This window comes from Bacteroides intestinalis DSM 17393 (assembly GCF_000172175.1).
Classification (GTDB): Bacteria; Bacteroidota; Bacteroidia; order Bacteroidales; family Bacteroidaceae; genus Bacteroides; species Bacteroides intestinalis.
The window spans coordinates 1181894-1208036 of the sequence record NZ_ABJL02000008.1 but is presented as its reverse complement, the minus strand read 5'-3'; the positions used below and the strand labels follow the sequence as shown (position 1 = coordinate 1208036).

At 44.7% G+C, this 26143-nt stretch carries 15 protein-coding genes; all 15 read left to right on the top strand.

Features of this window, described 5'->3' with window-relative positions:
- The first annotated feature begins 137 nt into the window (after positions 1-137).
- The 15 genes from BACINT_RS14220 (at position 138) to BACINT_RS14150 (ending at position 26124) form a co-directional block, all read left to right on the top strand.
- Entirely contained in the window at positions 138-4247 is a 4110-nt protein-coding gene (locus BACINT_RS14220) for a hybrid sensor histidine kinase/response regulator transcription factor (RefSeq protein WP_007664284.1), read from the top strand.
- A gap of 146 nt (positions 4248-4393) precedes the next feature.
- Positions 4394-6232 (top strand): hypothetical protein, encoded by a 1839-nt coding sequence (locus tag BACINT_RS14215; protein ID WP_007664283.1) that lies wholly within the window; start codon positions 4394-4396, stop codon positions 6230-6232.
- A gap of 19 nt (positions 6233-6251) precedes the next feature.
- Positions 6252-7409, top strand: a complete 1158-nt coding sequence (locus BACINT_RS14210; RefSeq protein ID WP_007664282.1) for a chorismate transformation enzyme, FkbO/Hyg5 family — start codon at positions 6252-6254, stop codon at positions 7407-7409.
- A gap of 33 nt (positions 7410-7442) precedes the next feature.
- A complete protein-coding gene (locus tag BACINT_RS14205; protein WP_007664281.1) occupies positions 7443-8123 on the top strand; it encodes a cupin domain-containing protein in 681 nt (226 codons plus the stop codon).
- Between the two features lie 23 nt (positions 8124-8146).
- On the top strand, positions 8147-8464 hold the full coding sequence (locus BACINT_RS14200; RefSeq protein ID WP_007664280.1) for a VOC family protein: 318 nt from the start codon (positions 8147-8149) through the stop codon (positions 8462-8464).
- A 20-nt stretch (positions 8465-8484) separates the two neighbouring features.
- A complete protein-coding gene (locus tag BACINT_RS14195; protein ID WP_007664279.1) occupies positions 8485-9492 on the top strand; it encodes a dihydroxyacetone kinase subunit DhaK in 1008 nt (335 codons plus the stop codon).
- A gap of 3 nt (positions 9493-9495) precedes the next feature.
- Positions 9496-10110 (top strand): DAK2 domain-containing protein, encoded by a 615-nt coding sequence (locus BACINT_RS14190; RefSeq protein ID WP_007664278.1) that lies wholly within the window; start codon positions 9496-9498, stop codon positions 10108-10110.
- A gap of 25 nt (positions 10111-10135) precedes the next feature.
- Positions 10136-11011, top strand: coding sequence for a 3-hydroxy-5-phosphonooxypentane-2,4-dione thiolase (gene lsrF / locus BACINT_RS14185; RefSeq protein WP_007664277.1), 876 nt, complete (start codon positions 10136-10138; stop codon positions 11009-11011).
- Between the two features lie 20 nt (positions 11012-11031).
- Complete coding sequence (locus BACINT_RS14180) at positions 11032-11928, top strand: beta-propeller domain-containing protein (RefSeq protein WP_115501895.1); 897 nt, start codon at positions 11032-11034, stop codon at positions 11926-11928.
- 25 nt (positions 11929-11953) lie between these two features.
- Positions 11954-15946 (top strand): SUMF1/EgtB/PvdO family nonheme iron enzyme, encoded by a 3993-nt coding sequence (locus BACINT_RS14175; RefSeq protein ID WP_007664275.1) that lies wholly within the window; start codon positions 11954-11956, stop codon positions 15944-15946.
- 85 nt (positions 15947-16031) lie between these two features.
- Positions 16032-16775: a DAHP synthetase I family protein gene (locus BACINT_RS14170; RefSeq protein WP_044155274.1), complete on the top strand. Its 744-nt coding sequence runs from the start codon at positions 16032-16034 to the stop codon at positions 16773-16775.
- 7 nt (positions 16776-16782) lie between these two features.
- On the top strand, positions 16783-19182 hold the full coding sequence (gene ccsB / locus BACINT_RS14165) for a c-type cytochrome biogenesis protein CcsB (RefSeq protein ID WP_044155272.1): 2400 nt from the start codon (positions 16783-16785) through the stop codon (positions 19180-19182).
- A 300-nt stretch (positions 19183-19482) separates the two neighbouring features.
- Positions 19483-20622 (top strand): glycoside hydrolase family 88/105 protein, encoded by a 1140-nt coding sequence (locus tag BACINT_RS14160; RefSeq protein ID WP_007664271.1) that lies wholly within the window; start codon positions 19483-19485, stop codon positions 20620-20622.
- 22 nt (positions 20623-20644) lie between these two features.
- A complete protein-coding gene (locus tag BACINT_RS14155) occupies positions 20645-24751 on the top strand; it encodes a two-component regulator propeller domain-containing protein (RefSeq protein WP_007664269.1) in 4107 nt (1368 codons plus the stop codon).
- A 149-nt stretch (positions 24752-24900) separates the two neighbouring features.
- Complete coding sequence (locus BACINT_RS14150) at positions 24901-26124, top strand: glycoside hydrolase family protein (RefSeq protein ID WP_044155055.1); 1224 nt, start codon at positions 24901-24903, stop codon at positions 26122-26124.
- The last annotated feature ends 19 nt before the right edge of the window (positions 26125-26143 follow it).

The window sequence follows — 26143 nt, the reverse complement described above, 5'->3', positions numbered from 1 at the left end:
CACTATAAAATTATTCTGTAACTATTTAGTGACGCCGGACTAACCTTTCTTTTCTCCTTATATTGTTTATTTCACCTTAATATTCTATGTTATTTCCGGGCTTTTCTTATTTTTGTGTGCAAAACATATCTATACTGATGAAAACGAAAATATTGATGATCTTTCTAATTTGCTCATTTCCGGTCTTGTGTTTATGGGCTGAGCATTCTAAATATTCATTCTACTATAGCCAGAAACTGAATGAAGGAATTTCCCAACTCTCCGTGATGACCATTTGCCAGGATACCCGGGGATACCTTTGGTTGGGGACACGTAATGGACTGAATCGTTATAATGGAAGTGAGTATACCGTTTTTCGTCACCACTCGGGAGATTCTCTGAGTTTGGCAGACAATGAAGTCAATGAAATACGCGAAGATCATAGCAAGAATTTATGGATAGGTACCAGTCGCGGATTAAGCCGGATGTGCCTTCGTACCGAACGTATCCGCAACTATTTTAATGTAGATGGACTCTCCAGTGCAAGTATTCTTTCTCTTTTAGTTGATAGTTCCGGCAAAGTATGGGTGGGTACCCGCAGTGGGCTTTGTTGTTATATTCCCGAACAAGACAACTTTAAAAGGGTGGAATTTGTAGAGAACTTCAATAGTTCCGTCACTGCCTTGATGGAGGATAAGACAGGCAATTTCTGGATAGGTACGGCAGTGAATGGTGTTTACCAGTGTAACAAACAGATGCAGGTGATTAATCACTATGACCGTCATGCCGGCTTACCGGATAATAGTATTTCCACTCTTTATGAAGATTCTTATCATCGCATCTGGGTAGGTTGTCAATTTGGCGGACTGAATCGCATTGATGTCCGTAACCATAAAATAACTTCTTATACATCTGCCAATAGTGGTCTGAAGAATAATTATGTCCGTTGCCTTGCCGAATGGGATGGAGAGATATTGATTGGTACTTTCGACGGTATTTATGCTTATGCGCCGTTGAAAGACCAGATTCGTAAAGTGAGCAGTTATGACGAACCCGGACGTGGCTTGGGGCATTTTTCCATTTATTCTTTTTGCCGTGATCATACCGGTACGTTGTGGATTGGTACTTTTGCCGGTGGTGTCACTTGGTTGAGTTCTCTTACCGACCGTTTCATTCATCATACTCCAGGGAAGACGGTGAATCTGCAAACGGGAATCTACGGTACGGCTTGTGTCGATAAACAGAAAAATTTATGGATAGCTACTGAAGGGTATGGATTATTGCAATATGAAATTTCGACAGGGGAAGGGCAGTTTTATCTGATTGATAAGGATAGCTATTCTGTGCATAATTCGAATGTTATCAAAACGGTGTATGCTGAGGACGATTGTATCTGGTGTGGTACGGTATTGGGTGAGGTTTATCGTTTTGATCTTGCTACCCGGCGTTTTTCTTTATTCTATAAATATCCCATAGAACTTGCTATTTATGGTATTGTGCGTGATGCAGGCGGTAATTTATGGGTAGGAACTTCAAAAGCCGGATATGCACTGACCTGTTTTACTCCTTCCGGTGAGCGGAAGACTGAGTTTACCGGACCGGAAGGAGAGAAATTACACTTTTCTTCCGTTCGTTGCATGGAGGAAGAGAGTCCCGGTGTGCTACTGATAGGTATGCGTTCTGCCGGACTGTACCGTTTTAATACTCATACAGGTGAACTGACTGTATTTCGTACATCTCGCCCGGAACAGGAAATGCAAATTCCAAGTAACTATATATCTTCTATATTATCAACCAGATCCGGTGATGTATGGGTATCTACCTATGGAGGCGGTATTTTCCAACTGGATAAACGGGGAGGTGTGCTTCGCCGGGTAACAGAGAAAGAAGGACTGATGGGAGGGGATATTTGTAAATTGCTGGAAGGAGCGGACGGGAATCTATGGATGAGCTCGTTGCAGGGAATTTCCTCTTATTCTCCGTCCACCGGGGAGATTAAAAACTTTCCATTCAATAATGGTATTCATTTGCGTGAATTTACATATCGGGGTGGGGTAGCCATGCCGGACGGTACATTGTGTTTTACCGGTAATGATGGCTTTATCACTTTTTACACACCGGAGATGCCGATGAATCGTTTTGTGCCGCCAATCGTATTGGAAGACCTGTTGGTGAATAATCGTGTGGTGCGTGCAGATGATGGAACTGGAATCTTAAGTGGGTTGCTTAATGAAGCGGAGGTTATCAATTTACGGTACAATCAGAACAATCTGGCTATAGGATATAAAGCGTTGAATTTCATCAATCCGGAGATGAACCGGTATGCCTATAAGTTGGAAGGATATGATGAAGACTGGAATCATGTGGGAGAACGCAGCACGGCTTACTATACCAATCTGCGTCCCGGCAGCTATCTTTTTCATGTCAAAGCTTGTAATAACGATGGGGTCTGGAATGAGGAAGGGAAGACTTTGAGGATTGTTATTACCCCGCCTTTATGGGCTACTTGGTATGCTTTCCTGATTTATGGATTATTGGTGATAGGAGTGCTTTACGCGATATTCCATTATTTTAATGCCCGCCGCCGCTTGCGGGAAAGACTGCAAATGGAGCAGAAGGAGAAACTTCAACAGGAAGAATTTCATCAGGCAAAGATGCATCTGTTCACGAATTTTGCCCATGAGTTACGTACTCCCTTGACGCTGATCATCACTCCTTTTGAAGAACTGGTGAAGCGGATGGATATGACTATGGAACTGCGGGATAAACTGATGGTTATTTATAAAAATGCCCAACGGCTTCTTTTATTGGTTAATCAGCTGTTGGACTTGCAGAAAAACCAGAGTGGTACGATGGAATTGCAAGTCACGGAGAATAATGTATATGAATTTGTCACGGAGATCTATTGTGCGTTCAATCAGATAGCGCAAACCAATGAAATCACTTTTACACTGGATTGCCGGGATCGGGAGTTTCAGGCCTGGTATGATAAGGTGCTGCTTGAGAAGGTCGTATTCAATTTACTGTCCAATGCATTCAAGTATACTCCTTCCGGCAAAGACATACGTATGTTGGTAGAATGTATTCCGGCTGGAGAGTTGGAAGAATCGTATCGAAAAGAAGTAGCCCCTTCTGCCCTGTATATGATGTTGCAGGTTGTGGATGCCGGTTGTGGAATCCCACTGCAGGAACGGGATAAGGTGTTCACACCTTTCTACCGGGTACCTGAAACGGCAGGGGTAAATGTACCGGGTACAGGTATCGGGCTAAGTCTGGTGTATTCCATTGTAAAGCTACATAAGGGAGTGATACGTATTGAAGACCGGGAAGATGGGACGGAAGGAGTACGGTTCATTGTTTTGCTGCCCGTTTCCCGTGAAGCTTTCACAGAGGAAGAGACGGATGCTATGCCTGTGGAAACGATTGGTGATACGGCATTTGCACAGCCGGTGGAGAAACCGCAAACATCTCCCATTGGAGAAATTGCACCTAAAAAGCCGGTGGTTCTCTTGGTGGAAGATGACAAAGATGTACGGGATTACCTGCATAAGTCCTTGGAAAATGACTATGAAATCATTGAAGCGGCAAACGGTATAAAAGGATATGATAAGGCAGTACAGTTCTTCCCAGATTTAGTGTTGAGTGATATTATGATGCCTAAGCGGAATGGGCTTGAACTCTGTTCCATGATTAAGAATGATATCCGTATCGGACATATACCGGTGATACTGATGACTGCACGTTCCATGGTGATGCATATCAGGGAAGGTTTTGAGGCAGGGGCGGATGATTACGTGATTAAGCCTTTCAGTATGGATGTGCTTCGGATACGTATTCAAAGCCTGTTGCAGTCGAGGGAGCAATTAAAAAAACTGTATGGCAAACGCTTTTCGCCCGAAGTGGTAGGGGTAAGTACTACCTCAGCGGATGAACGTTTTTCACAGAAACTGTATGAGATTATTGAGAAGAATATATCTGATCAGAATTTGGGTATAGAAATGCTTTGTGACCAGATTGGTATCAGCCGCGCCAATCTCTACCGTAAAATCAAAGCTATATCAGAGCTTTCACCCACGGAACTGATACGTAATAAGCGCTTGGAAGTGGCCTTGCGTTATCTGAAGGAAACGAATATGAGTGTTTCGGAAGTGGCAACTTTGTTGGGATTCAACAGTCATTCCTATTTCTCCAATTCGTTTAAAGCATTCTATGGGTTCACACCTACCGAGTTCGTACAGATGAACAGTGCGAACAAAGAGAAGATGTAAGACGAAAAATAAGATTTAAGGCGGAAAGAAGTTTCCGCCTTTTTTGTCTCAAACGATTCTCACTACCGTCTCAAAATGCTTACTGCATTTGTTTTGAGACATTATTGCAAGTCAATGATACACGATTGATAACCCTCAGAACAGTGATGCCCTATCTTTGTGATGTGAAAAACAAGCTTAATTCAATCACTATGAAGTATAAAAGTCGTAGCATCGCAAAGGTTATAGTGCCTGTGTTTTTAGTGGTATCTCTATTTGCATTTACTACTCATACTACGGAGCAGCCGGAAGGAACTCCATTGTTTATAACGGGTATCACTCCTTATAAATCCGGAATGATCGTATCTCAGAAGGGCGTTCAGAAGGTTTCTATTTATTCATCAGATTATAAAGAACGTTTGCAAGAGTGGGAACTGGATGAAGTCCCTACCGGGGTTGCTACAGATGGAGATCAAATTTATGCAACGGTGGCAGGTGAACATAAGAATGGTGTTTATTTCCTGTCTGCTTCCAATCCTTCGGAGAAAGTCTTTGTGGAAACAGCTTCCGGTGCCTGTGCTCCGTTGGTAAATACGGGTAACGGCAAGTTATATATTTGCAACCAGTTTGCCGGTACGGTGTCTGAGTTGGATAAGAATGGAAAGAATGTAGTAAGAACGGTGAAAGTATTGCGTGAACCGAAATCTGCTGTTTTTGATAAAGAAGGAAAACACCTGTTTGTTACCAATTTCCTGCCTATGCAACGGGCGGATGTAGATACTGTAGCTGCTTGCGTATCAGTGATTGATATGAACAGTTTCCGAAAGATAAAGGATATTCAACTGGCTAACGGAAGTAATGCCTTGCGTGGAATGTCGCTTTCTCCGGACGGGCGTTATTTGCTGGTTACTCATAATCTGGGTCGTTTCCAGGTTCCGACATCCCAGTTGCAACAAGGCTGGATGAATACCAGTGCCATCAGTATCGTTAATCTGGCTACTCTGAACTTTGAGGGTGCCGTGTTGCTGGATGAACCGGAACGGGGTGCAGCAGGTATATGGGATGTGAAGTGTACGGATGATAAGATTGTGGTTAGCCATTCCGGTACCCATGAGGTCAGTGTGATAGATTATCCTGCATTTATTCGGAAATTTGAGCAGTATCCTCAAAAGGATGCTTTAGCGTATGACTTACGCTTTTTATACGGTATGCGTAAACGCGTAGCCTTGGTAGGTAATGGACCGCGTTGTATGATGTTGAAGGACGGAACTGCCGTTGTTCCTACTTATTTCTCTGATACATTGAATATCGTGGATTTGAATACGGCAAATGTTCAGTCGGTTGCTATGGTGAAGAATCGTACGGAAAGCAGAATACAGCGTGGTGAGAAATACTTCAATGATGCGGAACATTGTTTCCAGAACTGGCAGTCGTGCAATGGATGCCATCCGGGAGATGCGCGTATGGATGCCATGAACTGGGATTTGATGAATGATGGCATTGGTAATTCAAAAAACTGCAAGAGCCTGTTATTCTCCCATGTCACTCCACCATGCATGATTTCCGGTATTCGTGCTCATGCCGAGATAGCGGTTCGTGCAGGATATAAGCTCATTCAGTTCAGTGATCTGCCGGAAGAGTTTGCAGAGTGTGTGGATGAGTATCTAATGTCATTGAAACCGGTTCCCAGCCCTTATCTGGTGAATGGTGAGCTTTCGGAAAAGGCTAAACGGGGGCGTAAGGTTTATGAAAAGTTTAATTGTGACGAATGTCATTCCGGTCCCTATTATACGGATATGAAGATGCACCGCATCGGTGAAGATATCGAGTTTGAGAATGGGTGGGATACGCCGACGCTGCGTGAAGTCTGGCGCACAGCTCCTTATCTTTTTGATGGACGTGCTGCTACCATGGAAGAAGTATTTACGGTGCATAAGCATGGCATTGAAAAGAAAATATCAGCTAAAGAAGCGGAAGAACTTGCCGAGTATGTGAATTCACTTTAATAGGATAAGAAAGAAGACCATGATTACACACGAAAATATAGAGATTGTTCATCATTTCCTGCAAGTTGCTAAAGCTCCTTTTAAGGAAATGCTGATGCAATTATTGGCGGAATACAGGGCGGTTTATACACCGGTACGCATGGTGATATTCGATGCACCGGTGGATAATAAAGAATATGTAACCCGTTTTGCTTGCATCAAGGAGGCGGTGAAAGAGCTTTTTAAAGAAAAACAACCTTCTGTAAGCTATGTGGCACAACCTCCTCAAACTATGGGCTTGGTGATGGAAGTGCATGAAGTGCAGTTGACGGAACAAGATCATATTGAATATCGGATACTGGAAGATTTGCCTTATATCACTATCGAAAGAGAAGGATGTAAACGCTTGTTCCTGAGCGGTGTGACGGGAGATGTACTACGTCAAAACATCCGTGAACAATCTCATGGCGTATTTTCCAGGATAGCCGGAGTATTGGAAACGGAAGGTATGCCGGTTTCTTCAATCATACGTCAATGGAACTATATTGAAAAGATAACAGCTTGTGATGCAACCGGACACCAGCATTATCAGGATTTCAATGATGTACGTTCGCTATTCTATAATGGTGTGGAGTGGACCACCGGTTATCCGGCTGCTACCGGTATCGGGACTCAGTGGGGCGGCATTATGATTGATGTGGATGCCTTACTCTGTAAAGATGGAAGTGTCAGGGTTCTTGGGGTGGATAATCCTTTGCAGATTGCCGCTCATGCTTATTCACAGAATGTATTATTGGGAGAAAAGGATGCCGCTCTTCCTCAAAAGACCACTCCGAAGTTTGAACGTGCCAAGGCTGTATGGAAAGAAGATCATGGTTTCGTATATGTATCGGGCACAGCCGCTATTCGTGGTGAGCAGAGTCTGGAAGGTGTTGGTATTGAACAGCAAACACTGACTACCTTGGAGAATATAGAATATCTGGTATCTCGTGATAACCTCAATCGTTCCGGTATTCCTGCTATGGAGAATGCTACCCTTATCACCTTCCGCGTGTACGTGAAACGTTGGGAAGATATGGAAAAAGCAAAACAGGTAGTGACAGAGCGATACCCCGATTTACCTGCCATCTATACTTTAACAGATGTGTGCCGTTCGGAACTATTGATAGAGATAGAAGGAATGGGAATATTATGTTGAAACTGATTATTAACCATTAAAATAGATAAGTACATGAGATTAAAGCAAGTATTAACCTTGGCATTAATTGCCGCCTGCGGTATGGGACTCGTTTCCTGTACGGCAGAATCTAAAAAAACAGAACAAGTTATGACACAAGAAAAGGCAACGTATCAGAAGAAGTACACGAACGCTGACTTCTACAAAGACGGAAAGTTTGATCAGGAAGCTGCCAAGAAAGCATTCCTTGACATGTTTGAATTTTATGGTGTGCCTTACACTCCGCTGATGGAGAAAGATATCTGGTTTACAGATTTCGGTTTGGGTGACTTTGAGAATGTAGGTATGGGAGGCATCTTCTGGGTAAACGACCCTGAATATGGCTACTTTGCACATGCTATTTATTTGTTGCCGGGACAAATGATTCCGGAACATGCACATGTGAAAACGGCATTCCCGGCAAAACACGAGTCATGGATGGTAAATCACGGCTGGGTTTATAACTTCTCCGAGGTAGGAGAGGAGACTCCGAATGCTCCTGCGGTTCCGGCATCTCACGGTCCTATCAAGAGTAAGAATTTCGTGAAGCAGAATGTGGGTGATGTCCTTCGCCTGAAAGAACTGGGTACTTTCCATTTTATGATGGCCGGTCCTGAGGGAGCTATTGTAGATGAATGGGCATGTTACCATGATAACGATGGTCTGCGTTTCACTAATGGACAGGCTGCTTTGTAAATCATTCAATAATTAAGAATACCATGAGAAAGATTAATCATTTTGGAATACCAACCACCACACCGCAACCGGGTGAGGTATATGTGGAAGGATTAAAGGTATGGCTGACTAACTTTAATGAAAGTCCCAATAAGATAGAATATTTGCGTTTTGAAGAAGGTAGCTGGATGCCTGAACTGATTCAGAAAGTAGCACATATCGCTTACGAAGTAGATGATCTGGCGGCCGAACTGGAAGGTGCAAAAGTATTGGTTGAACCGATGCCGGGCGGAGAGAATCTGACAATTGCTTTCATTGAAGAAGAAGGTATTGCTTTGGAGTTAATGCAGTTTGATAAATAATCAATTAGTAGAAAGAAATTATGATGAATAAATTCATAAATGATCCGGATAACCTGACAGCTGAATTGCTGGAAGGATATGTAATGGCTTATAGTAACCAGGTAGCCATCGGCGGAGAAAACATTATTGTGCGTGCACATGCGAAAGCTGAAGATAAAGTAGCTGTGATCACTTTGGGTGGTTCCGGTCATGAACCCGCATTAAGCGGTTTCGTGGGCGACGGAATGTTGGACTGCTCTGTAGTCGGTGATATTTTTGCTGCTCCGGGTGCGCAACGTTTGTTCCAGGCTTTGCAGATGTTCAAACGTGAGGCTGGTATCTTGCTTGTGGTGTTGAATCACTCCGGCGATATCATGAGCGCAAACATGGCGTGCCAGTTGGCTGAACGTACGGGCATTAAGGTAAAGACTATTCTGACACACGATGATATCAGTGCAGGACTGGATGCACCGGATGAAGATCGCCGTGGTCTGGCAGGTTGTGTTCCTTTGATTAAAATCGTTGGAGCTGCCGCTGAAGAAGGTAAGTCGTTGGACGAGATTATTGAAATAGGTGAACGCTTCAATGCACGCTTGGCTACGTTGGCAGTGGCAATGAAATCCTGTACCCATCCGCAAAACGGTATGACTATCTCTGACCTTCCGGACGGTGAAATTGAAATCGGTATGGGGCAACATGGAGAAGGTGGAGGAGGTCGCAAGCAACTGGTTTCTGCCGATGAAACAGCCGAAGAAATGATCGGTTTGCTGATGAAGAAACTCCAACCGAAAGCCGGTAACAAGGCCCTGTTAATTATTAACGGTGTAGGAGCAACTACGCACATGGAGATGAATATCGTTTATCGCAAAGCTCATCAGGTGTTGGAAAATGCCGGTATCGAAGTGGCTGCTGCCCGTATCGGTGAGTTGTTGACCGTTCAGGAACAAGCAGGTTTCCAAATGATTCTTGGTTTGCTGGATGACGATCATATAGATTATCTGAATAATAAAATGTCTAATGCTCCTTATTGGACGACTATTGGTAAGTAAGAGATGGATAAACTGACTATAGATGATTTCAAGAAGATGCTCCGTAATGCGCTGGTGTGCATTACGGAGCGCTCCGACGAATTCTCAAAACTGGATGCGGTATTGGGAGATGGCGATCATGGAACAGCTATCGTTCAATCCATGTCGGCCCTTGTTGCTACGGCTGATAAGGGCACTGAATTTAAGTCGATGCTGAATGACATGAGTTTTAACCTGATGCTTGAGATCAGCGGTTCGACCAGTACATTACTGGGGGGATTTTTCCTAGGAATGAGCGACCATGCAGAAGGTACCGAACTGGACGTGGCAGGCGTAAAAGCTATGTTTGCAGGTGGACTGGAAGGTGTGAGAAAACAAACAAAAGCAAAACTGGGAGATAAAACAATGATGGATGCCCTGATACCGGCGGTGGAAGCCATTCAGGCTTGTGATTCTGCTGATGTGAAGATTATCCTGACAGCGGGTGCTAAAGCGGCTGTGAAAGGTGCTGAAGCTACCAAAGAAATGAAGGCAAACTTCGGACGTGCCCGTAATTACGGCGAACGCTCTATCGGGTACGCAGATTCCGGGGCTTCATCCTGGTCATGCATGTTTGATGCGTTCGCAAAAGCTTTATGATAAATAACTAATGAAAAGATAAGAAATGGCTGATTTAGATGATTTAAGAGAAGGCTGCAATTTCGGTTTGGGGGTAGCTGCTACTAATAATAGTTTTCATGTAAAAGGAGCGGAACATCTTCCGTGGGGTATGAAGGATCGTTTATCGCGTATTTTCAATCCGAAGACAGGCAAAACCGTGATGCTGGCATTTGACCATGGTTTTATTATGGGACCGACATCCGGTTTGGAGCGTATCGATTTGAACATTGTTCCGTTGATAGAATATGCGGACTGCCTGATGTGTACACGCGGCATTCTTCGTACGGTGATACCGCCCAGTACCAATAAACCTATTTGTCTTCGTTCGGATGCCGGCACTTCTATTCTTACAGAACTGAATGACAACGTATTGATTGACATTGAAGATGCAATACGTATGAATGTATCGGCTATGGCAGTTATGCTGTCTATCGGAGATGCGGCCCACGAAGCAAAAACGGTTGCCAACTTGTACAAGGCAGTAGATAAAGGTACCCGTTACGGAATACCGGTGATGGGAGTGACGGCTGTTGGTAAAGATATGGCACGTGATGCCCGTTATTTCGGTTTAGCTTCCCGTATCGCTGCCGAGAATGGAGCGAATATCGTGAAGACCTATTATTGTGATGGCTTTGAAAAGGTAGTGGCAGCATGTCCTGTTCCTGTGGTGATTGCAGGTGGAAAGAAACTTCCTGAACTGGAAGCGTTGGAGTTGTGCTATAAGGCAATCAGCGAGGGTGCTTCCGGTGTGGATATGGGACGTAACGTGTTCCAGTCGGAAGCTCCTGCCGCTATGATACAGGCCGTTCATGCAGTGGTACACGAAAACCTGAAACCGGAACAGGCATTCGAACTGTTCAATGCACTGAAGAATAAGTAACACTGATTACAAAAAGAATGATGAGGGTTTATATAATTATTTGGATCATTCTTTCCATGGGATTTCGGGCGGCAGCACAAGATAAACTCTTGGTTGCCGGTTCCGGAAATCCGAATATCCTGCTGCTGGATAAACAGACGGGGAAAGTGGAATGGCAGCATGCTTTGGAGAAAGGGGAAGAATGTAATGCGGTTGCTTTGACCCGGAAGGGAGAAATCTTGTATTCGTATAAGCGGGGAGCAAAACTTGTGACATGGGATCATCAGGTGGTCTGGGATTATAAAACACCGGACAAGACGGAATTACAATCAGCTACCTTGTTGCAGAACGGTGGCGTGTTATTGGGAATATGTGGTGTTCCTGCCCAATTCATAGAATTGGATAAGAAAGGTAAAGAAGTAAATAAAGTAACATTGAATCTGGAAGTGGAAAGACCCCACAGTCAGTTCAGACAGATATTCCAGCTCCGGAACAGCAATTATCTGATACCGGTAATGGCAAAACAGAAAGTGTTGGAAGTAAGCCGTAAAGGGAAGATCATCGCTGAACACCAGATTGAGGGTAAGGCATTCTCGTCTCTTGAACTTCCTGATGAAAATCTGCTGTTGCCTTGTGGCGACAATCATTGTTATATCGTGATCGACCGCAAGACAGGCGAAGAGTTGAAACGGGTAAATGCACTGGATATTGAAGGAGTTGCTTTATTGTTTGTAGGGCAAATCCTGCAATTGAAGAATGGGAATCTATTGATTTGTAACTGGTATGGACATACGAAAGATGCCACGGTGGATGAACCACAATTGATAGAGATAGATAAAAACGGTAAAGTGGTGTGGAGCTTGCATGATAAGAAGAATGTCGGTAAGATATCCGCTGCCTGCTATATAGACAATTTCCGCTTACCGAACTTAAAATAGGAGATTAACTTTAGAACAAAGTATTATGAATAAGAAATTATTAGTAATGTCTGTATGCATTGCCCTGTCGCTTCCCACTATGGCACAGCGAAGGGCGAGTGCGAAGGTGAAAGCGCCTGCTACGTGGGCGGAAAGCATTGCTGCGGCTAAGAATCAGGCCCATGCGGAAATGCAAAAGACCTGTTTGCCGGTTGCATCGAAGGTAATTAAGGCAAAAGAGGTGGCAGTGCCTTTCTCGGCGGATATAACCGGACTGGATGAAATGGTGCTTTATACCTGGGGTACTGTAGATGGTACAGGAGATGATCAGGCTGTATGGGCAAATGCTAAATTAGTAGCGGCAGATGGCTCTTCGGTTTGGCTGAACGACTTGAGAAGTACTTTCAAGAAAACAGGTAGCGGCAATCTGCGTTTTAATGAGAATGCCAAGGGACAGGATGTAGTCATGAAAGGCAAAACCTACAAACGCACGATCATGGCAAATGCCAATGCGCAAATCGTGGTTCCTCTGGATAAGAAATATACCCGCTTTGAGGCGGAGACCGGATTGGAGAACCGCTCTTCTGCGGGGACGGTGATTTTCCGTCTCCAAGGGATTACTGGTGCCGGAGCTGCTTCGGATCTCGTTGCCAAATATCCGACTGAGGCTACTTTGTTTCTGCCATTCGGTGGAAGCGATATGAAAGCGTTGGTTACGACCTATGATGCCGGTATCGAAAAACATATAGCAACGGAAGTTATTAATCTGTTGAATGATAAATCTTATTTCACTGCCCAGGTTGTACAGATTGCTTCTAAACCAACCTTGGACGATCAGGTTATCGGCTATTTGAATCTGGCACAGGAGGCTATGAAAGTATATCAGTTGCAGGAATCTCTGTGTTGGTTGAATATGCGTGCCATTGAAGAGGCTTATAATGACATGGTAAAAGATGCCGGTTATGATAAGAATACGAACCAGGCCAAGCTTGCCGAACTGAAGTTACTGACCGGAAAAGGTTTCTCCGGTATTTATAAAAATGAGGCTTCTGCCTTGGAAGCTGCCAACAAAGCTTTGCAATTGAAGCGTGATATCCTGCTGGCAAATACAGCGCTGGATATGGATAAGATCATTGTCGGCCGTTATAAGATAGGTACTTCTGCCCGTCAGGTGAATCCGCGTGCCCTGGGTACTCAGAATAACAACTGGTCCAATCAGACTTCCGCTTCACGAGGTGGCTTTAATGCTGAGATTGCGGAGTTATCCAACTTGCGTGGAGATGTTAAGACCCGTACTATCTTTAAACCTACCAACGGTTCCTCTGTGCCTGATTTGAAATTACATTGGGATGCTGACCGTTTGATGTTCTCTATGGTAGATACCGACCGTCGCTGGCAAGTATTTGAAGTGAAATTGGATGGTACCGGTTTGAAGAAACTCATAGAGACTCCGGAAAAGGATTTGGAATTCTTTGATGCTACTTATTTGCCTTCCGGTAAGCTTATCGCTGTATCCAATATCGGTTATAACGGTGTACCTTGCGTGAATGGTAATGACGAAGTAGGTAATATGTGCTTGTATGATCCGAAAGATGGTTCTTTGCGTCGTCTGACCTTTGACCAGGATGCCAACTGGGCGCCAACGGTTATGAATAATGGCCGTATCATGTACACACGTTGGGAATATACGGATTTGACCCACTATTTTTCCCGCTTCGTAATGCACATGAATCCGGACGGAACGGAACAGAAGTCTTTGTATGGTAGTGGTTCTTACTTCCCGAACAGTACGTTCGATGCCAAACCGCTGCCCGGTAGTTCGTCACAGTTTATCGGTGTGATTTCCGGTCACCATGGTGTGACACGTTCCGGCCGTTTGATGTTGTTTGATCCTTCAAAGAGCCGTAAGTCAGAGAAAGGTATGTTGCAGGAATTGCCTTTCCGCGACCGTAAGATAGAACCGATTGTAAAAGACCGATTGGTGGATGGCGTTTGGCCTCAGTTTATCAAGCCTTATCCATTGACGGATAAATATTTCCTAGTTACTGCTAAGCTGAATGAAAGCGCCCTGTGGGGAGTCTATCTGATCGACATATACGATAACCTCACGCTGATTGCCGAATTTGAAGGTGAAGGCCTTATTTGTCCGACTCCTGTAGTGCAACGTCCGGTACCTCCGGTGATTCCTGAAAAGATTAATCTGGCCAGTAAGGAGGCTACCGTATTCATTCAGGATATATACGAAGGTGAAGGTCTGGAAGGTGTGCCTCGTGGTACAGTAAAAGCATTCCGTGTGCTTGCTTATGAATATGCTTATAACAAAACTCCGTCCGACCATTGGGCGCAGGGTGTTCAGAGTGGTTGGGATATCAAGCGCTTGCTGGGTACCGTTCCTGTAGAAGAAGACGGTTCTGCGATATTTAAGATTCCTGCCAATACACCTATCTCATTGCAGCCGTTGGATTCGGAAGGACGTGCCATTCAGTGGATGCGTAGTTGGTTGACTGGTATGCCGGGAGAAACTGTTTCTTGTGTAGGTTGCCACGAAGACCAGAATCAATTGCCTATACCGAAACGTGTGAAAGCTTCGGCTATGGCACCTCACGAGATTACGAAGCCGGAAGGTGGCGTACGTTCTTTCACTTTTGATCTGGAAGTACAGCCGGTGCTGGATCGTGCTTGTATTGCCTGCCACGATGGTTCTAATAAACTGGCTGACTTTACAGGTGGAAAGATAGATAAGTTCTCTGGTTTTGGAGTCAGTTACCTGAATCTGCATCCTTATGTATATCGTCAAGGTCCCGAAGCGGAGATTGAAGTGCTCGATCCGTATGAGTATCATGCTTCCGTGAGTCCGTTGATCAAGATATTGAAGACGGGACATCATGGAGTGGAACTGACCGACAAGGAATGGCAGGCTCTGTACAACTGGATTGATTTCAATGCTCCTTATCATGGCAAGTTCAAGGCCAATGAATTTAAGGGAGTAGAGCAAATCAGTCGCCGTACGGAATTGACGGAGAAATATGCCCGCTCCGGTGTAGACTGGCAGTCAGAGATCCGTTCGTATGCCAAATACCTGGAAGGACAAGAGAAACCGGCTCCAGTGAAACCGGAAAAGAAGGAGTATAAAGACAAGGATGTAAAAGTCAAAGGCTGGCCGTTTGATAAAACTGCTGCCCAGGCTATGCTTGCCAAAGAAGGAGAAACGAAGATGAGCATTGAATTGGCTCCGGGAGTAAAGATGAATTTTGTCCGCATTCCTGCCGGTTCATTTGTGATGGGTAGCAACAGAGGCCATTCCGATTATTCTCCTGCTCATAAGCAGGTTGTGAAGAAAGGATTCTGGATGGGTGAGATTGAAGTCAGCAATGAACAGTTCCGCACAATCTTCCCGGAACATGACAGCCGCTTCATCCGCCAGTTGTGGAAAGATCATGTACACGAGGGCTATCCTGCCAATAATCCTGAACAGCCTGCCATCCGTGTGAGCTGGGAAGAAGCAATGGCATTCTGTAAGAAACTGAGTGAAAAGACAGGTAAGATCGTCACTCTGCCTACCGAGGTTCAGTGGGAGTGGGCTTGTCGTGCAGGTAGCGACGGTGAGTTTTGGTATGGTTCTTTAAACACAGACTTTGGTAAGTTTGAGAATCTGGCCGACAAGCATCTGAATCAGATGGCGGTAAGAGGAGTGAATCCGATGCCGATGCGGGAGACTGACCCTTGGTATAAGTACTACACTTATCAACCCAAGGAGAATGGTGTGGATGACGGCAATATGCTGATGGTGAAAGGCGGCGGATACCAGGCTAACGCGTGGGGACTCTATGATATGCAGGGTAATGTTGCCGAATGGACATCCTCTGATTATCTGCCTTATCCTTACAATGAAAAGACGCAAGGAATGGGTACGGAGAAAGTGGTTAGAGGCGGATCATGGAATGATCATCCGAAAGCGTCCACCACATATTACCGCAGATCGTATTTGCCTTGGCAGAAAGTGTATAATGTAGGCTTCCGTGTGATTATCGAAGATTAATATGTGATTGAATAAACCGGCGCCTGAACTCTTGACAGGAGAGATTGCGCCGGTTTTTTTATGAATTGATATGGAGAATGGAAATATGAAAACTATAAGTTTAGTGGCCGGTCCGTGTAGTGCGGAAAGTCGTACACAGATGTTGGATACAGCAAGAGGACTGAAAGAGATAGGCGTTGGCACTTTACGTGCCGGCTTGTGGAAGCCCCGTTCGCGCTGTGGAACATTTGAGGGAGTTGGCGAAGAAGGACTGGACTGGATGCGAGAGATACAACAGAAACTGGGACTTCGGGTTATGACTGAGGTGGCACTTCCCTGCCACGTGGAAGCTGTACGGAAAGCCGGTCTGGATATGATCTGGATTGGTGCACGTACTACGGTCAACCCTTTTATGATGCACGAACTGGCAGAATCCCTGCGCGGGTGCGATATGCCGGTATGGGTGAAGAATCCTGTATGTCCCGACGTAGACTTATGGATTGGTGCGGTAGAACGCCTTCAACAGGCCGGACTGAAAGACATCCGCATCATTCATCGTGGCTTCTGCACGGTAGATAGTTCTCCTTACCGCAATGCCCCCCTTTGGGAGTTGGCGGAACGTTTTCATACTCATTTTCCTGAATTGCCTTTCTACTGTGATCCGAGCCATATCGGAGGAAAACGTGAATTATTGGCGGCTATTTGCAAGAAAGCCATATCTTTGCACGCCGACGGTCTGTTTATCGAGTCGCATTGCTGTCCGCAGAAAGCTCTTTCTGATGCTGCCCAGCAACTGACGCCACCGGCACTTGCAGAATTGTTGGCTATGTTGAATGTTTCAATTGAATGATACACACATGAAAAAAGTAAGCTCCTCCCTGAAAGCGATGTTCACTTCGTGGAAGATAACATTGATATTGCTGGTGCATTATGTGATTCTGCTGGCTGCCGCAACTTTTGTCGAGAAGGCGCAAGGGACGGCGATGGCAAGGGAAATAATCTATAACAATCCGCTTTTCTATCTTCTGCAATTTCTTTTGATTCTCAATTTCTGCGCTACTGCCTGGCAAGCACGTTTGTGGAGCCAGCGCAAATATGGAGTCTTACTGTTGCATATCTCCTTCATTGTAATCCTACTGGGAGCATTGGTAACCAATATGTTCGGTTTTGAGGGCATTGTGCATATCAGGGAAGGAGAAACCGTGTCCCAAATGTGTACGACGGAAGACCAACGTCCGTTGCCTTTTTCCATCCGCCTGGATGACTTTAAGTTAGTTCGTTATCCCGGTTCTCACAGCCCTTCTTCTTTCGAGAGTTTCCTGACCATTCATACGGAAGAGGGAGAACGGAGCGAACACATCTACATGAATAAGGTGATTTACGAGCAGGGATACCGGCTCTACCAGTCCTCCTATGATGCTGATGAGCAGGGTACCATCCTGACCGTCAACAATGATACGGCAGGAACGGGTATTACGTATGCCGGATATCTGTTGCTGCTTGCCGGTATGTTACTGACCTTGGCAGATAAAAAGTCCCGTTTCCGCCAACTGGCAAAACAATTGAAACAGGTGACTCCTCTTTTGCTACTGGCTTTTCTTCCCACCCTTTCCTTTGCGCAAAAGGCTGAAACGGAACATCTGCTGAAGAACACCATCCCTGCGGAACAGGCTGAACAATGGGGACGAATGCAGATACAATGTCCTACAGGCCGTATTGAACCTGTAGATACTTATACGGACAAACTCTTGCGCAAGATCTACCGTAGCGATACTTTTGAAGGACTTAGTTCCGAACAGGTCATTATCGGTTTTCTTATGAATCCGTCTTACTGGGGAAATATTCCTTTTATCCGCCAGACTAATAAAGAATTGCCGCAAGCTTATTCTCTGCCCGAAGGTAAATATATCCGTTTCTTTGATGTATTCAGTGAAGATGGCAGCTATCTGATTTCCGATGCCGTAGACAAGGCATATTCCCGTCCGGCAGCCGAACGTTCGCGGCTTGAAAAGGACCTGTTGAAACTGGACGAAAAGATTAATATCCTGTATTCCCTGCAACAAGGAAAGATGTTTGCACTGTTCCCGTTGCCGGGAGATACAAGTGGTAAATGGTATTCTCCGGGAGATGATTTAAGCATGTATTCCGGGAAAGACTCTCTGTTCGTATCGAAAATCATGCCGTGGTATCTGGGAGAAGCCTTTGATGCCTTGCGCATCGGTACATGGGAGAGTGCGGGAGAGGTGCTTTCCATGATGAACGTGTATCAACAGAAGCAGAGCGACACACCTCTGCTGACAGAGAAGCAAGTGTCGTGGGAATTGTTTTATAATAAGGCACGGTTGTTCTTCTGGTCGGCTATGGGGTATATAGCGGTCGGACTGTTACTGTTGATATTCGTGGTAGGGCAGTTGCTGAAACCCAGACGCTGGGTTAAGACCGTTATCATTCCCTTGGTGGCGCTGGTTGTGCTGATCTTCTTGTTGCATACTTCCGGCATCGGTATTCGTTGGTACATATCCGGGCGTGCCCCTTGGGCCAATGCTTATGAATCCATGATATATGTTGCCTGGGCTACAGCGTTGGCGGGACTTTTGTTTATCAAGCGTTCCTCCATGACGTTGGCTTTGGCAGCTTTCTTTGCAGGTATCATCCTGTTTGTTGCCAACCTGAACTTCATGGACCCCGAAATCACTCCTCTGGTTCCGGTGTTGAAGTCTTATTGGCTGATGATACATGTGGCTGTAATTACGGCAAGTTATGGCTTCTTCGGTATCAGTTTTCTGCTCGGACTGCTTACTCTTGCATTCATGAGTGCCGGCAATCCGTCGAAAGTAGCCTTGTTGCAGCCCCATATCCGTGAACTCCGCATCATCAATGAAATGTCCCTGCACATAGGGCTTTATCTGCTGACGGCAGGTATCTTTCTCGGTGCTGTTTGGGCAAATGAGTCGTGGGGGCGTTATTGGGGCTGGGATCCTAAAGAGACTTGGGCATTGATTACGATGGTGGTTTATGCTTTTATCCTGCATGCACGCTTTCTTCCCGTTCTCCGTTCGGATTATGCATTCAGTGTCATGTCCGTATTGGGCCTTGCTTCGGTACTGATGACTTACTTCGGTGTGAACTACTACCTATCCGGCCTTCATTCGTATGGCGGAGGTGATACGCCGCCGGAGCTGACTGCCGTGTTCATTACGTATGCCTGCGTTTTTGCGCTGATGATTTATGCAGGGTATAGTCAGCGTAGGCAGTAAGTTTCTTATTCTTTCTCACCCCTTTGAGAATATTTGCTCAATGCGATGAGAAAGAATACTCAATACGATGAGAAAAAACTCTCGCTACGGTGAGTATTTGATCTCAATAAAGCGAGAATTTGATGATTGTGGTGAATCTGTCTGTCAATCTCTAATTCTATCGCTGAACTATCCTATCTGAGAGGCATATATACGCTATTTTGAGCGAATAGTTCAAGCATTTGGAACGATCTTTCAAACCCTTCAGACCCAAATTCCCTAATTTTGCCATAGTTATTAATCTGCTAACAATACTATGGAATGAAGACGCACAAGATTTTACTTATCCTATTTGCCGCCTTTACAGGCTGGTGTGGAACAATGAATGCTCAAGATGCTGATTTGAAGAAACGCATGAAAGATGCCGATCCGAAAGTGATAGGTACGCGCATTGTCAACAAGTTCCTGATCACCCCTCATACCCGCTTTGGAAATCCGCGGGCGGAAAAGGCTCCCAATTATGTGACTTATCCTGATGCCTGCACTTGGTTGGGTGCTTTATGGTTCAGCAAAGCCGTGAAGAATAAAGATATGCAGCAACGGCTGAAGGAACGCTTCGAACCCTTGTTTACTACAGAAAAGAATATGCTTCCCCGCATGGTGCACGTAGACTATAACGTGGTGGGTGCTGTCCCCCTTGAAATCTATATGCAGAAGTTGGGCGACCGGAAGTACTTCGACCTTGGAATGAAGTATGCTGATACCCAATGGGAAGTTCCTGTCGATGCCAAGCCGGAGGAGAAAGCGTATGCCGGGCAGGGCTATTCCTGGCAAACCCGCGTATGGATTGACGACATGTTTATGATAACCACCATACAGTCGCAAGCTTATCTGGCTACGGGTGACCGGAAGTATATAGACCGCGCCGCTGCTGAAATGGCGATGTACCTGGAGAAGATACAACGACCGAACGGCCTTTTCTATCACGCTCCCACAGCCCCTTTCTTCTGGGCACGTGGCAATGGTTGGATGGCTGCCGGAATGTCCCGTTTGCTTTCCGTACTTCCGAAGGATAATCCGAACCGCCCGGTTATTATGGAAGCCTATAAAAAGATGATGGCTACCTTACTCGAAAATCAGGACCCCGATGGAATGTGGCACCAGTTGATCGATGAACCCGCTTCGTATAAAGAGACTTCCGGCACGGCAATGTTCACCTATGCCATGCTGGTGGGTGTGAAACACGGTTGGCTCGATAAGAAAACCTATGCTCCTGTCGCAACAAAAGGATGGTTGGCATTGGTTTCATATATCAATGATGAAGACGAGGTAACAAACGTATGCGAGGGAACCAATATCAAGAATGACAAGAACCATTACATGAACCGCAAACAAATCACCGGTGACCTGCACGCTCATGCTCCATTGTTATGGTGCGCTACGGAGTTGTTGACGAAATAAGCCTATCACATTTTTTTGACCTATGAGAAAACATATTCTTTTGCTGATAACCTTGTTAGTAACCCTGGAAGTAACTGCGCAGAATAATGAGAACTTCTATTTCTCAAACCTGAATTTGAAAGATGGTTTGTCTCAGATATCTGTGCTCAAAATATTCCAGGATACCAAAGGTTTCATCTGGTTTGGTACGCGCAATGGATTGAATCGTTATGATGGCAGTGAGTTCGTGATCTATAAACATGATCCGAAAGACTCTCTGACCTTGAGTGATAATCATATCTGGAGTTTAGCCGAAGATAACGACCGCAATTTGTGGATTGGTACGGCACGCGGATTGAATAAACTCGACCTGAAAACCAACCGTATCAAACCGTTTGTTGACGAACGATACGGTGCTTTTGCCAAAAGTGAAGTACGTTGCCTGACGGTAGACTCCCGTAATCGCCTTTGGATAGGAACTACTAAGGGGCTGTACCTGTATGTGCCTGCAATGGATGTATTTCAGCGTATAGACCTGAACGGGAAGATCAAAGATGAATTCATCTCTGTAGTCTACGAAACGAAGCAGCATCAGATTCTGATAGGTACTTCTACGAAAGGCCTGTTTGTCTGCGATATGAACATGAAAGTGCAACGGCAGCTGACTACCCGGACGCCGGGACTTCATCTGCTTGGCAATAGTATCTCTACTATCTATGAAGATTCAAACGGAACGTTATGGGTAGGAAGCGGACTGAGCGGATTGTATCGCATAAACTTTGAGAAAGAGGAAATGGTGACCTATCATAAGGGTAACAGTATTCTAACGAGCAATAGCGTCAGAGCCATATCAGAGTTGCGCGGAATGTTGCTTATCGGTACATTCGACGGGCTATATACCATCGATCTTTCTACTAATTCTTTCTGGAAACATACGGATGCTTCCCTTGAAAAGGGGAATCTGAGTCACTTTTCCATTTATTCGTTGTTTGTAGACAGGAGCCAGACGGTATGGGTGGGGACGTATGCTGGCGGAGTGAGCTTCTCCAGCCGCTTTAACAACCGCTTTGATTTCCATGATCCTGCTACGGTGTTTGATGCATTGTTTGGGATATACGGTTGTATGGTTTCTACTCCCGGAGGTTCTTTGTATATGGCAACGGAGGGCAGAGGGCTGCTCGATTATAATCTGGAAAACAGGCAGTATGCGTATTATCCGATAGATAAGGCTTCAAAGTTGCAGTACAGTCAGAATATTATAAAAGGGCTTCTGTTGGAAGATGATATACTTTGGTGCGGAACGAATAAGGGATCTATCTATCAATTCAATACCCGTACTAAGAAATATACGTTCTATTATCAGTTACCGGGGGAAATGTCCATTTACTCCATGCTTCGTGATAAGGATAACAGTCTGTGGATTATAACTTCCGATTCGCGTATGGGAGTGATGCGCTTGTCGGATAAAAAGGAACTTCAGAAACACTTTCCTATTAATGGCGGAAAGGATAGTTGCCTGTTTGCCAGTTCGCGCTGCATACTGAAGTTGCGTGATGGGGTAATGCTGATTGGCAGCCGTAATGACGGCCTGATAAAGTACGATGTAAATAGGGAAGAGGTGGTTTACTATGATACGGATGAGAAAGAGCCTCATCGGTTGCTTAGTAATTACGTGACGGGTATTGTGCGTGATAGTTCCGGCCGTATCTGGATTGGTACGTTCGGCGGCGGTATCGCTTTGTACGATGAAGAGAAAGGAATTGTAAAGACCGTAACAAAGGAACAGGGATTGATAGAGAATGATATCTGCTCCATTGTGGAGGATAACGACAATAACCTATGGATCAGCGCGAACAATGGCATTTCGAAATACAATCTGAAGACAGAGGAGTTTACCAATTACAATTCTTTGAATGGAATCGGAGTCTATGAGTTTACTCCCCATAGTGGTTTGTTACTGCCCAATGGAGAAATTTGTTTTAGCGGTAACAATGGCTTTGTGACCTTTAGTCCGCAGGAGTTGCAATTAAATTCTTTTGTACCGCCATTGGTATTCACGAAATTGGTAGTGAATAACCAAGTGATTGAACCGGAAGACGAAACGAGAATATTGGACACCGTGCTGGACGGTATGGAAGAAATAGAGCTGAGTTATAATCAGAATAATATCTCTATCGGTTACTGCGCACTGAACTTTGTCTTTGCCCGGCAGAATCAGTATGCCACTTTCCTGAAAGGCTACGATAAAGACTGGAATTATATAGATAATCGTCGGGAAGCCTACTATACGAACTTAAGTCCGGGAACCTATGTCTTTGAAGTGAAGGCTTCTAATAATGATGGAGTCTGGAGTCAACAGACACGTAAGATACGCATCATTGTGCATCCACCCTTGTGGAAAACCTGGTATGCTTACCTGTTTTATGCCATTGCTTTTGTCTTTATAATGACACTCATCATGTATTATATATCGAAGAAGCAAAAGCTGGAGCGTGAATTGCAATTCAAACAGAAGGAGAAACTGCAACTGGAAGAGTTCCATCAGGCGAAGATACGTATGTTTACCAATTTCTCCCATGAACTCCGCACTCCGCTTACATTGATTATTGCACCTTTACAGGATCTGGTGTCTATGCCGGAATTTTCTTCCAGTGTGAAGAATAAGCTGAGCCTGATATTCAGTAATGCTCAACGCCTATTGCTGCTCGTGAATCAGTTGATGGATCTGCGCAAGAACCAGGAGGGTAAATTGAAATTGCATATTGCCAAAACGGATATGAATCTGTTCCTGCAAGAGATTTACTATGCCTTCAACCATCTTGCAGCAAAGAAATCCATAGAATTTACTTTTGAGAAGAGTGAGGAGAGAATGTCGGCATGGTTTGATAAGTCTATCGTGGAAAAGGTGGTCTTTAATCTCTTGTCCAATGCGATGAAGTTTACTCCGAATAATGGTAAAGTTGTGTTCTCATTGTCCCGGTGTACCTTTGCCGAACTTCCGTCGGAACAGCAGGCGGAATTGAATAAGATGCCTGCCGATACCCGGTTTGCCTGTCTCTCGGTTACCGATTCCGGGAAGGGTATTACGGAGGAAGATATGAAGAATATATTTGCACCTTTTTATCAGGGTGAAGATGACAATAAAGAGAATGTGGGTACGGGTATCGGTTTGAGTCTGACACGCTCTATCGTACTTCTGCATAAAGGCACTATTTCTGTATCTCATAATCAGCCTACGGGTACGATCTTCAAGGTTTATATTCCGATCAGCAATTCTGTCTACGGCAAGGAGCAATTGGTGGAGGATGATGAAGAGCAGGTAGTGGAGGACGTTATTCCGTCAGCCAAAGAAATGCATTTTGAGATAGAGAAGAAGTGGACTGTACTTCTGGCGGAAGATAATGATGAAGTAAGAGCTTACGTCAAAGAATGTCTGGATCCTTATTTCTATGTGCTGGATGTAAATAATGGTAAGGATGCACTGGAACTGAGTCTGGAGAAATATCCGGATTTGATACTGAGTGATATCATGATGCCGCAGATGGACGGACTGGAACTGTGCTCACGTGTGAAGCAGGATTTACAGCTTGGGCATATTCCGGTTGTACTGATGACGGCTAAGTCCATGGTGGTTCATATCAAGGAAGGCTTTTCGGTGGGCGCCGATGACTATATTGTGAAACCTTTCAGTATGGATGTGCTGATTTGCCGTATCAACAGTTTGCTGGAATCCCGTGAGAAACTGAAGAAACTATATGGAAAGAAGTTCTCTCCCGAAGCGATGGGTATCGAGATTGTTTCGGGGGATGATCGGTTCACGCAGAGTTTCTTTGAGATTATAGAAAAGAATATTTCTAATCCGGAGCTTGGGGTAGACTTGTTAAGTCAGGAGTTAGGGTTGAGTCGTGCCAACTTGTACCGGAAACTGAAAGCGGTAACGGAGCTTTCTCCAACAGAGTTGATACGTAATAAACGTTTGGAAATAGCTGCCAAACTCTTGTTGGAATCCAGTTATACGGTTTCTGAAATATCGGTCTACACAGGCTTCAATAGCCATGCTTATTTCACCAACTGCTTCAAGTCATTTTATGGCTATTCACCTTCAGAGTGGGTGCAAAGGCATAATGATAAGGGAGAAACTCCCAAATAGCTTATGTTTTACATATCGTTTGGAATAGAATCTCAAATGAATAAGACAATATTGAAAGTTGCGCTAAGATAAATCGCCTATCTTAGCGCAATCTTTTTATGGAGAATTTAATCTTTAAATCAATATCAACATTAGTAAGAATAACTATTATGAAATTTAAAACAGGATTAGTATCATTATTGGTCGTATGTGGAGCATGCAGCCAAGCGACAAAAGAAGCGGATGTCGTAAAAGACAGTTTTGATTTTGCCGGACAGCAGTTGAAGTATGCATTTACACAAATAGACTCTGCAAAAGCAAGTATGCCGGAGGAACAGCTGAAAAGGAAGCCGGTTTCTCCCCGCACGATAGAAGATAACGGTACCTTACGTTTGGTAGCATCAAGAGACTGGACCAGTGGTTTCTTTCCCGGTGAATTGTGGTATATGTATGAGTATACACAAGATGATTTTTGGAAGAAGCAGGCACAGGCATTTACCGCTAACATAGAAGACCAGAAAACGAATGGCGGAACGCATGACATGGGATTCAAAATGTACTGTAGCTTTGGTAACGGTTATCGCCTGACCAATGATGCAAACTACAAAAATATCCTGTTGGAATCTGCTGCTACATTGATTACCCGCTATAAGCCAACAATTGGTTGTATCCGTTCCTGGGATCACAGCCGTGACAAGTGGCAATGTCCGGTTATTATCGATAATATGATGAACCTTGAATTGCTGTACTGGGCATTTAAGGAAACCGGTGACTCTGTGTATTATAACATTGCAAATACACATGCACGTACTACAATAAAAAATCATTTCCGCGATAATTATAGCTCTTATCATGTAATCGATTATGATACAATCACCGGAGACGTGCTTCATAAGCATACGCACCAGGGATACAATCACGAATCTGCTTGGTCAAGAGGCCAGGCATGGGGCTTGTATGGCTATACCATGTGTTATCGCGAAACGAAACTTCCGGAATTCTTGTCGCAAGCTGAGCACATAGCCAATTACATCTTTACCAATCCTACCATGCCGGAAGATATGGTTACATATTGGGACTTTGATGCTCCGGGTATTCCGAACGAACCGAAAGATGCTTCTGCTGCCGCAGTGATGGCTTGTGCCATGTACGAATTGTCCATGTATAATCCGGAGAAAGCAGCATTATACAAGAAATGGGCGGATACGATTGTTGAGAGCTTAAGCAAGAACTATCGTGCGCAATTAGATGGTGACCGTGGATTCTTACTGCTGCACAGCACAGGTGCGCACAACTTTGAGAGAGATGTGCCTTTGGTTTATGCAGACTATTACTTCCTGGAAGCTTTGCTTAAGAAAGCTAAATTAGAGAAAGAAGGTACGGCTATTCTGTAAACGTGGAGAATCAATAGGT

Excerpts from the sequence above, each read along its gene's own strand:
- BACINT_RS14215 (WP_007664283.1), top strand. The coding sequence starts at position 4,394 with ATGCCCTATCTTTGTGATGTGAAAAACAAGCTTAATTCAATCACTATG.
- BACINT_RS14190 (WP_007664278.1), top strand. The coding sequence starts at position 9,496 with ATGGATAAACTGACTATAGATGATTTCAAGAAGATGCTCCGTAATGCG.
- BACINT_RS14150 (WP_044155055.1), top strand. The coding sequence starts at position 24,901 with ATGAAATTTAAAACAGGATTAGTATCATTATTGGTCGTATGTGGAGCA.
- BACINT_RS14160 (WP_007664271.1), top strand. The coding sequence starts at position 19,483 with ATGAAGACGCACAAGATTTTACTTATCCTATTTGCCGCCTTTACAGGC.
- BACINT_RS14170 (WP_044155274.1), top strand. The coding sequence starts at position 16,032 with ATGAAAACTATAAGTTTAGTGGCCGGTCCGTGTAGTGCGGAAAGTCGT.
- BACINT_RS14205 (WP_007664281.1), top strand. The coding sequence starts at position 7,443 with ATGAGATTAAAGCAAGTATTAACCTTGGCATTAATTGCCGCCTGCGGT.
- BACINT_RS14175 (WP_007664275.1), top strand. The coding sequence starts at position 11,954 with ATGAATAAGAAATTATTAGTAATGTCTGTATGCATTGCCCTGTCGCTT.
- BACINT_RS14210 (WP_007664282.1), top strand. The coding sequence starts at position 6,252 with ATGATTACACACGAAAATATAGAGATTGTTCATCATTTCCTGCAAGTT.
- BACINT_RS14180 (WP_115501895.1), top strand. The coding sequence starts at position 11,032 with ATGAGGGTTTATATAATTATTTGGATCATTCTTTCCATGGGATTTCGG.
- BACINT_RS14155 (WP_007664269.1), top strand. The coding sequence starts at position 20,645 with ATGAGAAAACATATTCTTTTGCTGATAACCTTGTTAGTAACCCTGGAA.
- BACINT_RS14195 (WP_007664279.1), top strand. The coding sequence starts at position 8,485 with ATGATGAATAAATTCATAAATGATCCGGATAACCTGACAGCTGAATTG.
- BACINT_RS14200 (WP_007664280.1), top strand. The coding sequence starts at position 8,147 with ATGAGAAAGATTAATCATTTTGGAATACCAACCACCACACCGCAACCG.
- lsrF (WP_007664277.1), top strand. The coding sequence starts at position 10,136 with ATGGCTGATTTAGATGATTTAAGAGAAGGCTGCAATTTCGGTTTGGGG.
- ccsB (WP_044155272.1), top strand. The coding sequence starts at position 16,783 with ATGAAAAAAGTAAGCTCCTCCCTGAAAGCGATGTTCACTTCGTGGAAG.
- BACINT_RS14220 (WP_007664284.1), top strand. The coding sequence starts at position 138 with ATGAAAACGAAAATATTGATGATCTTTCTAATTTGCTCATTTCCGGTC.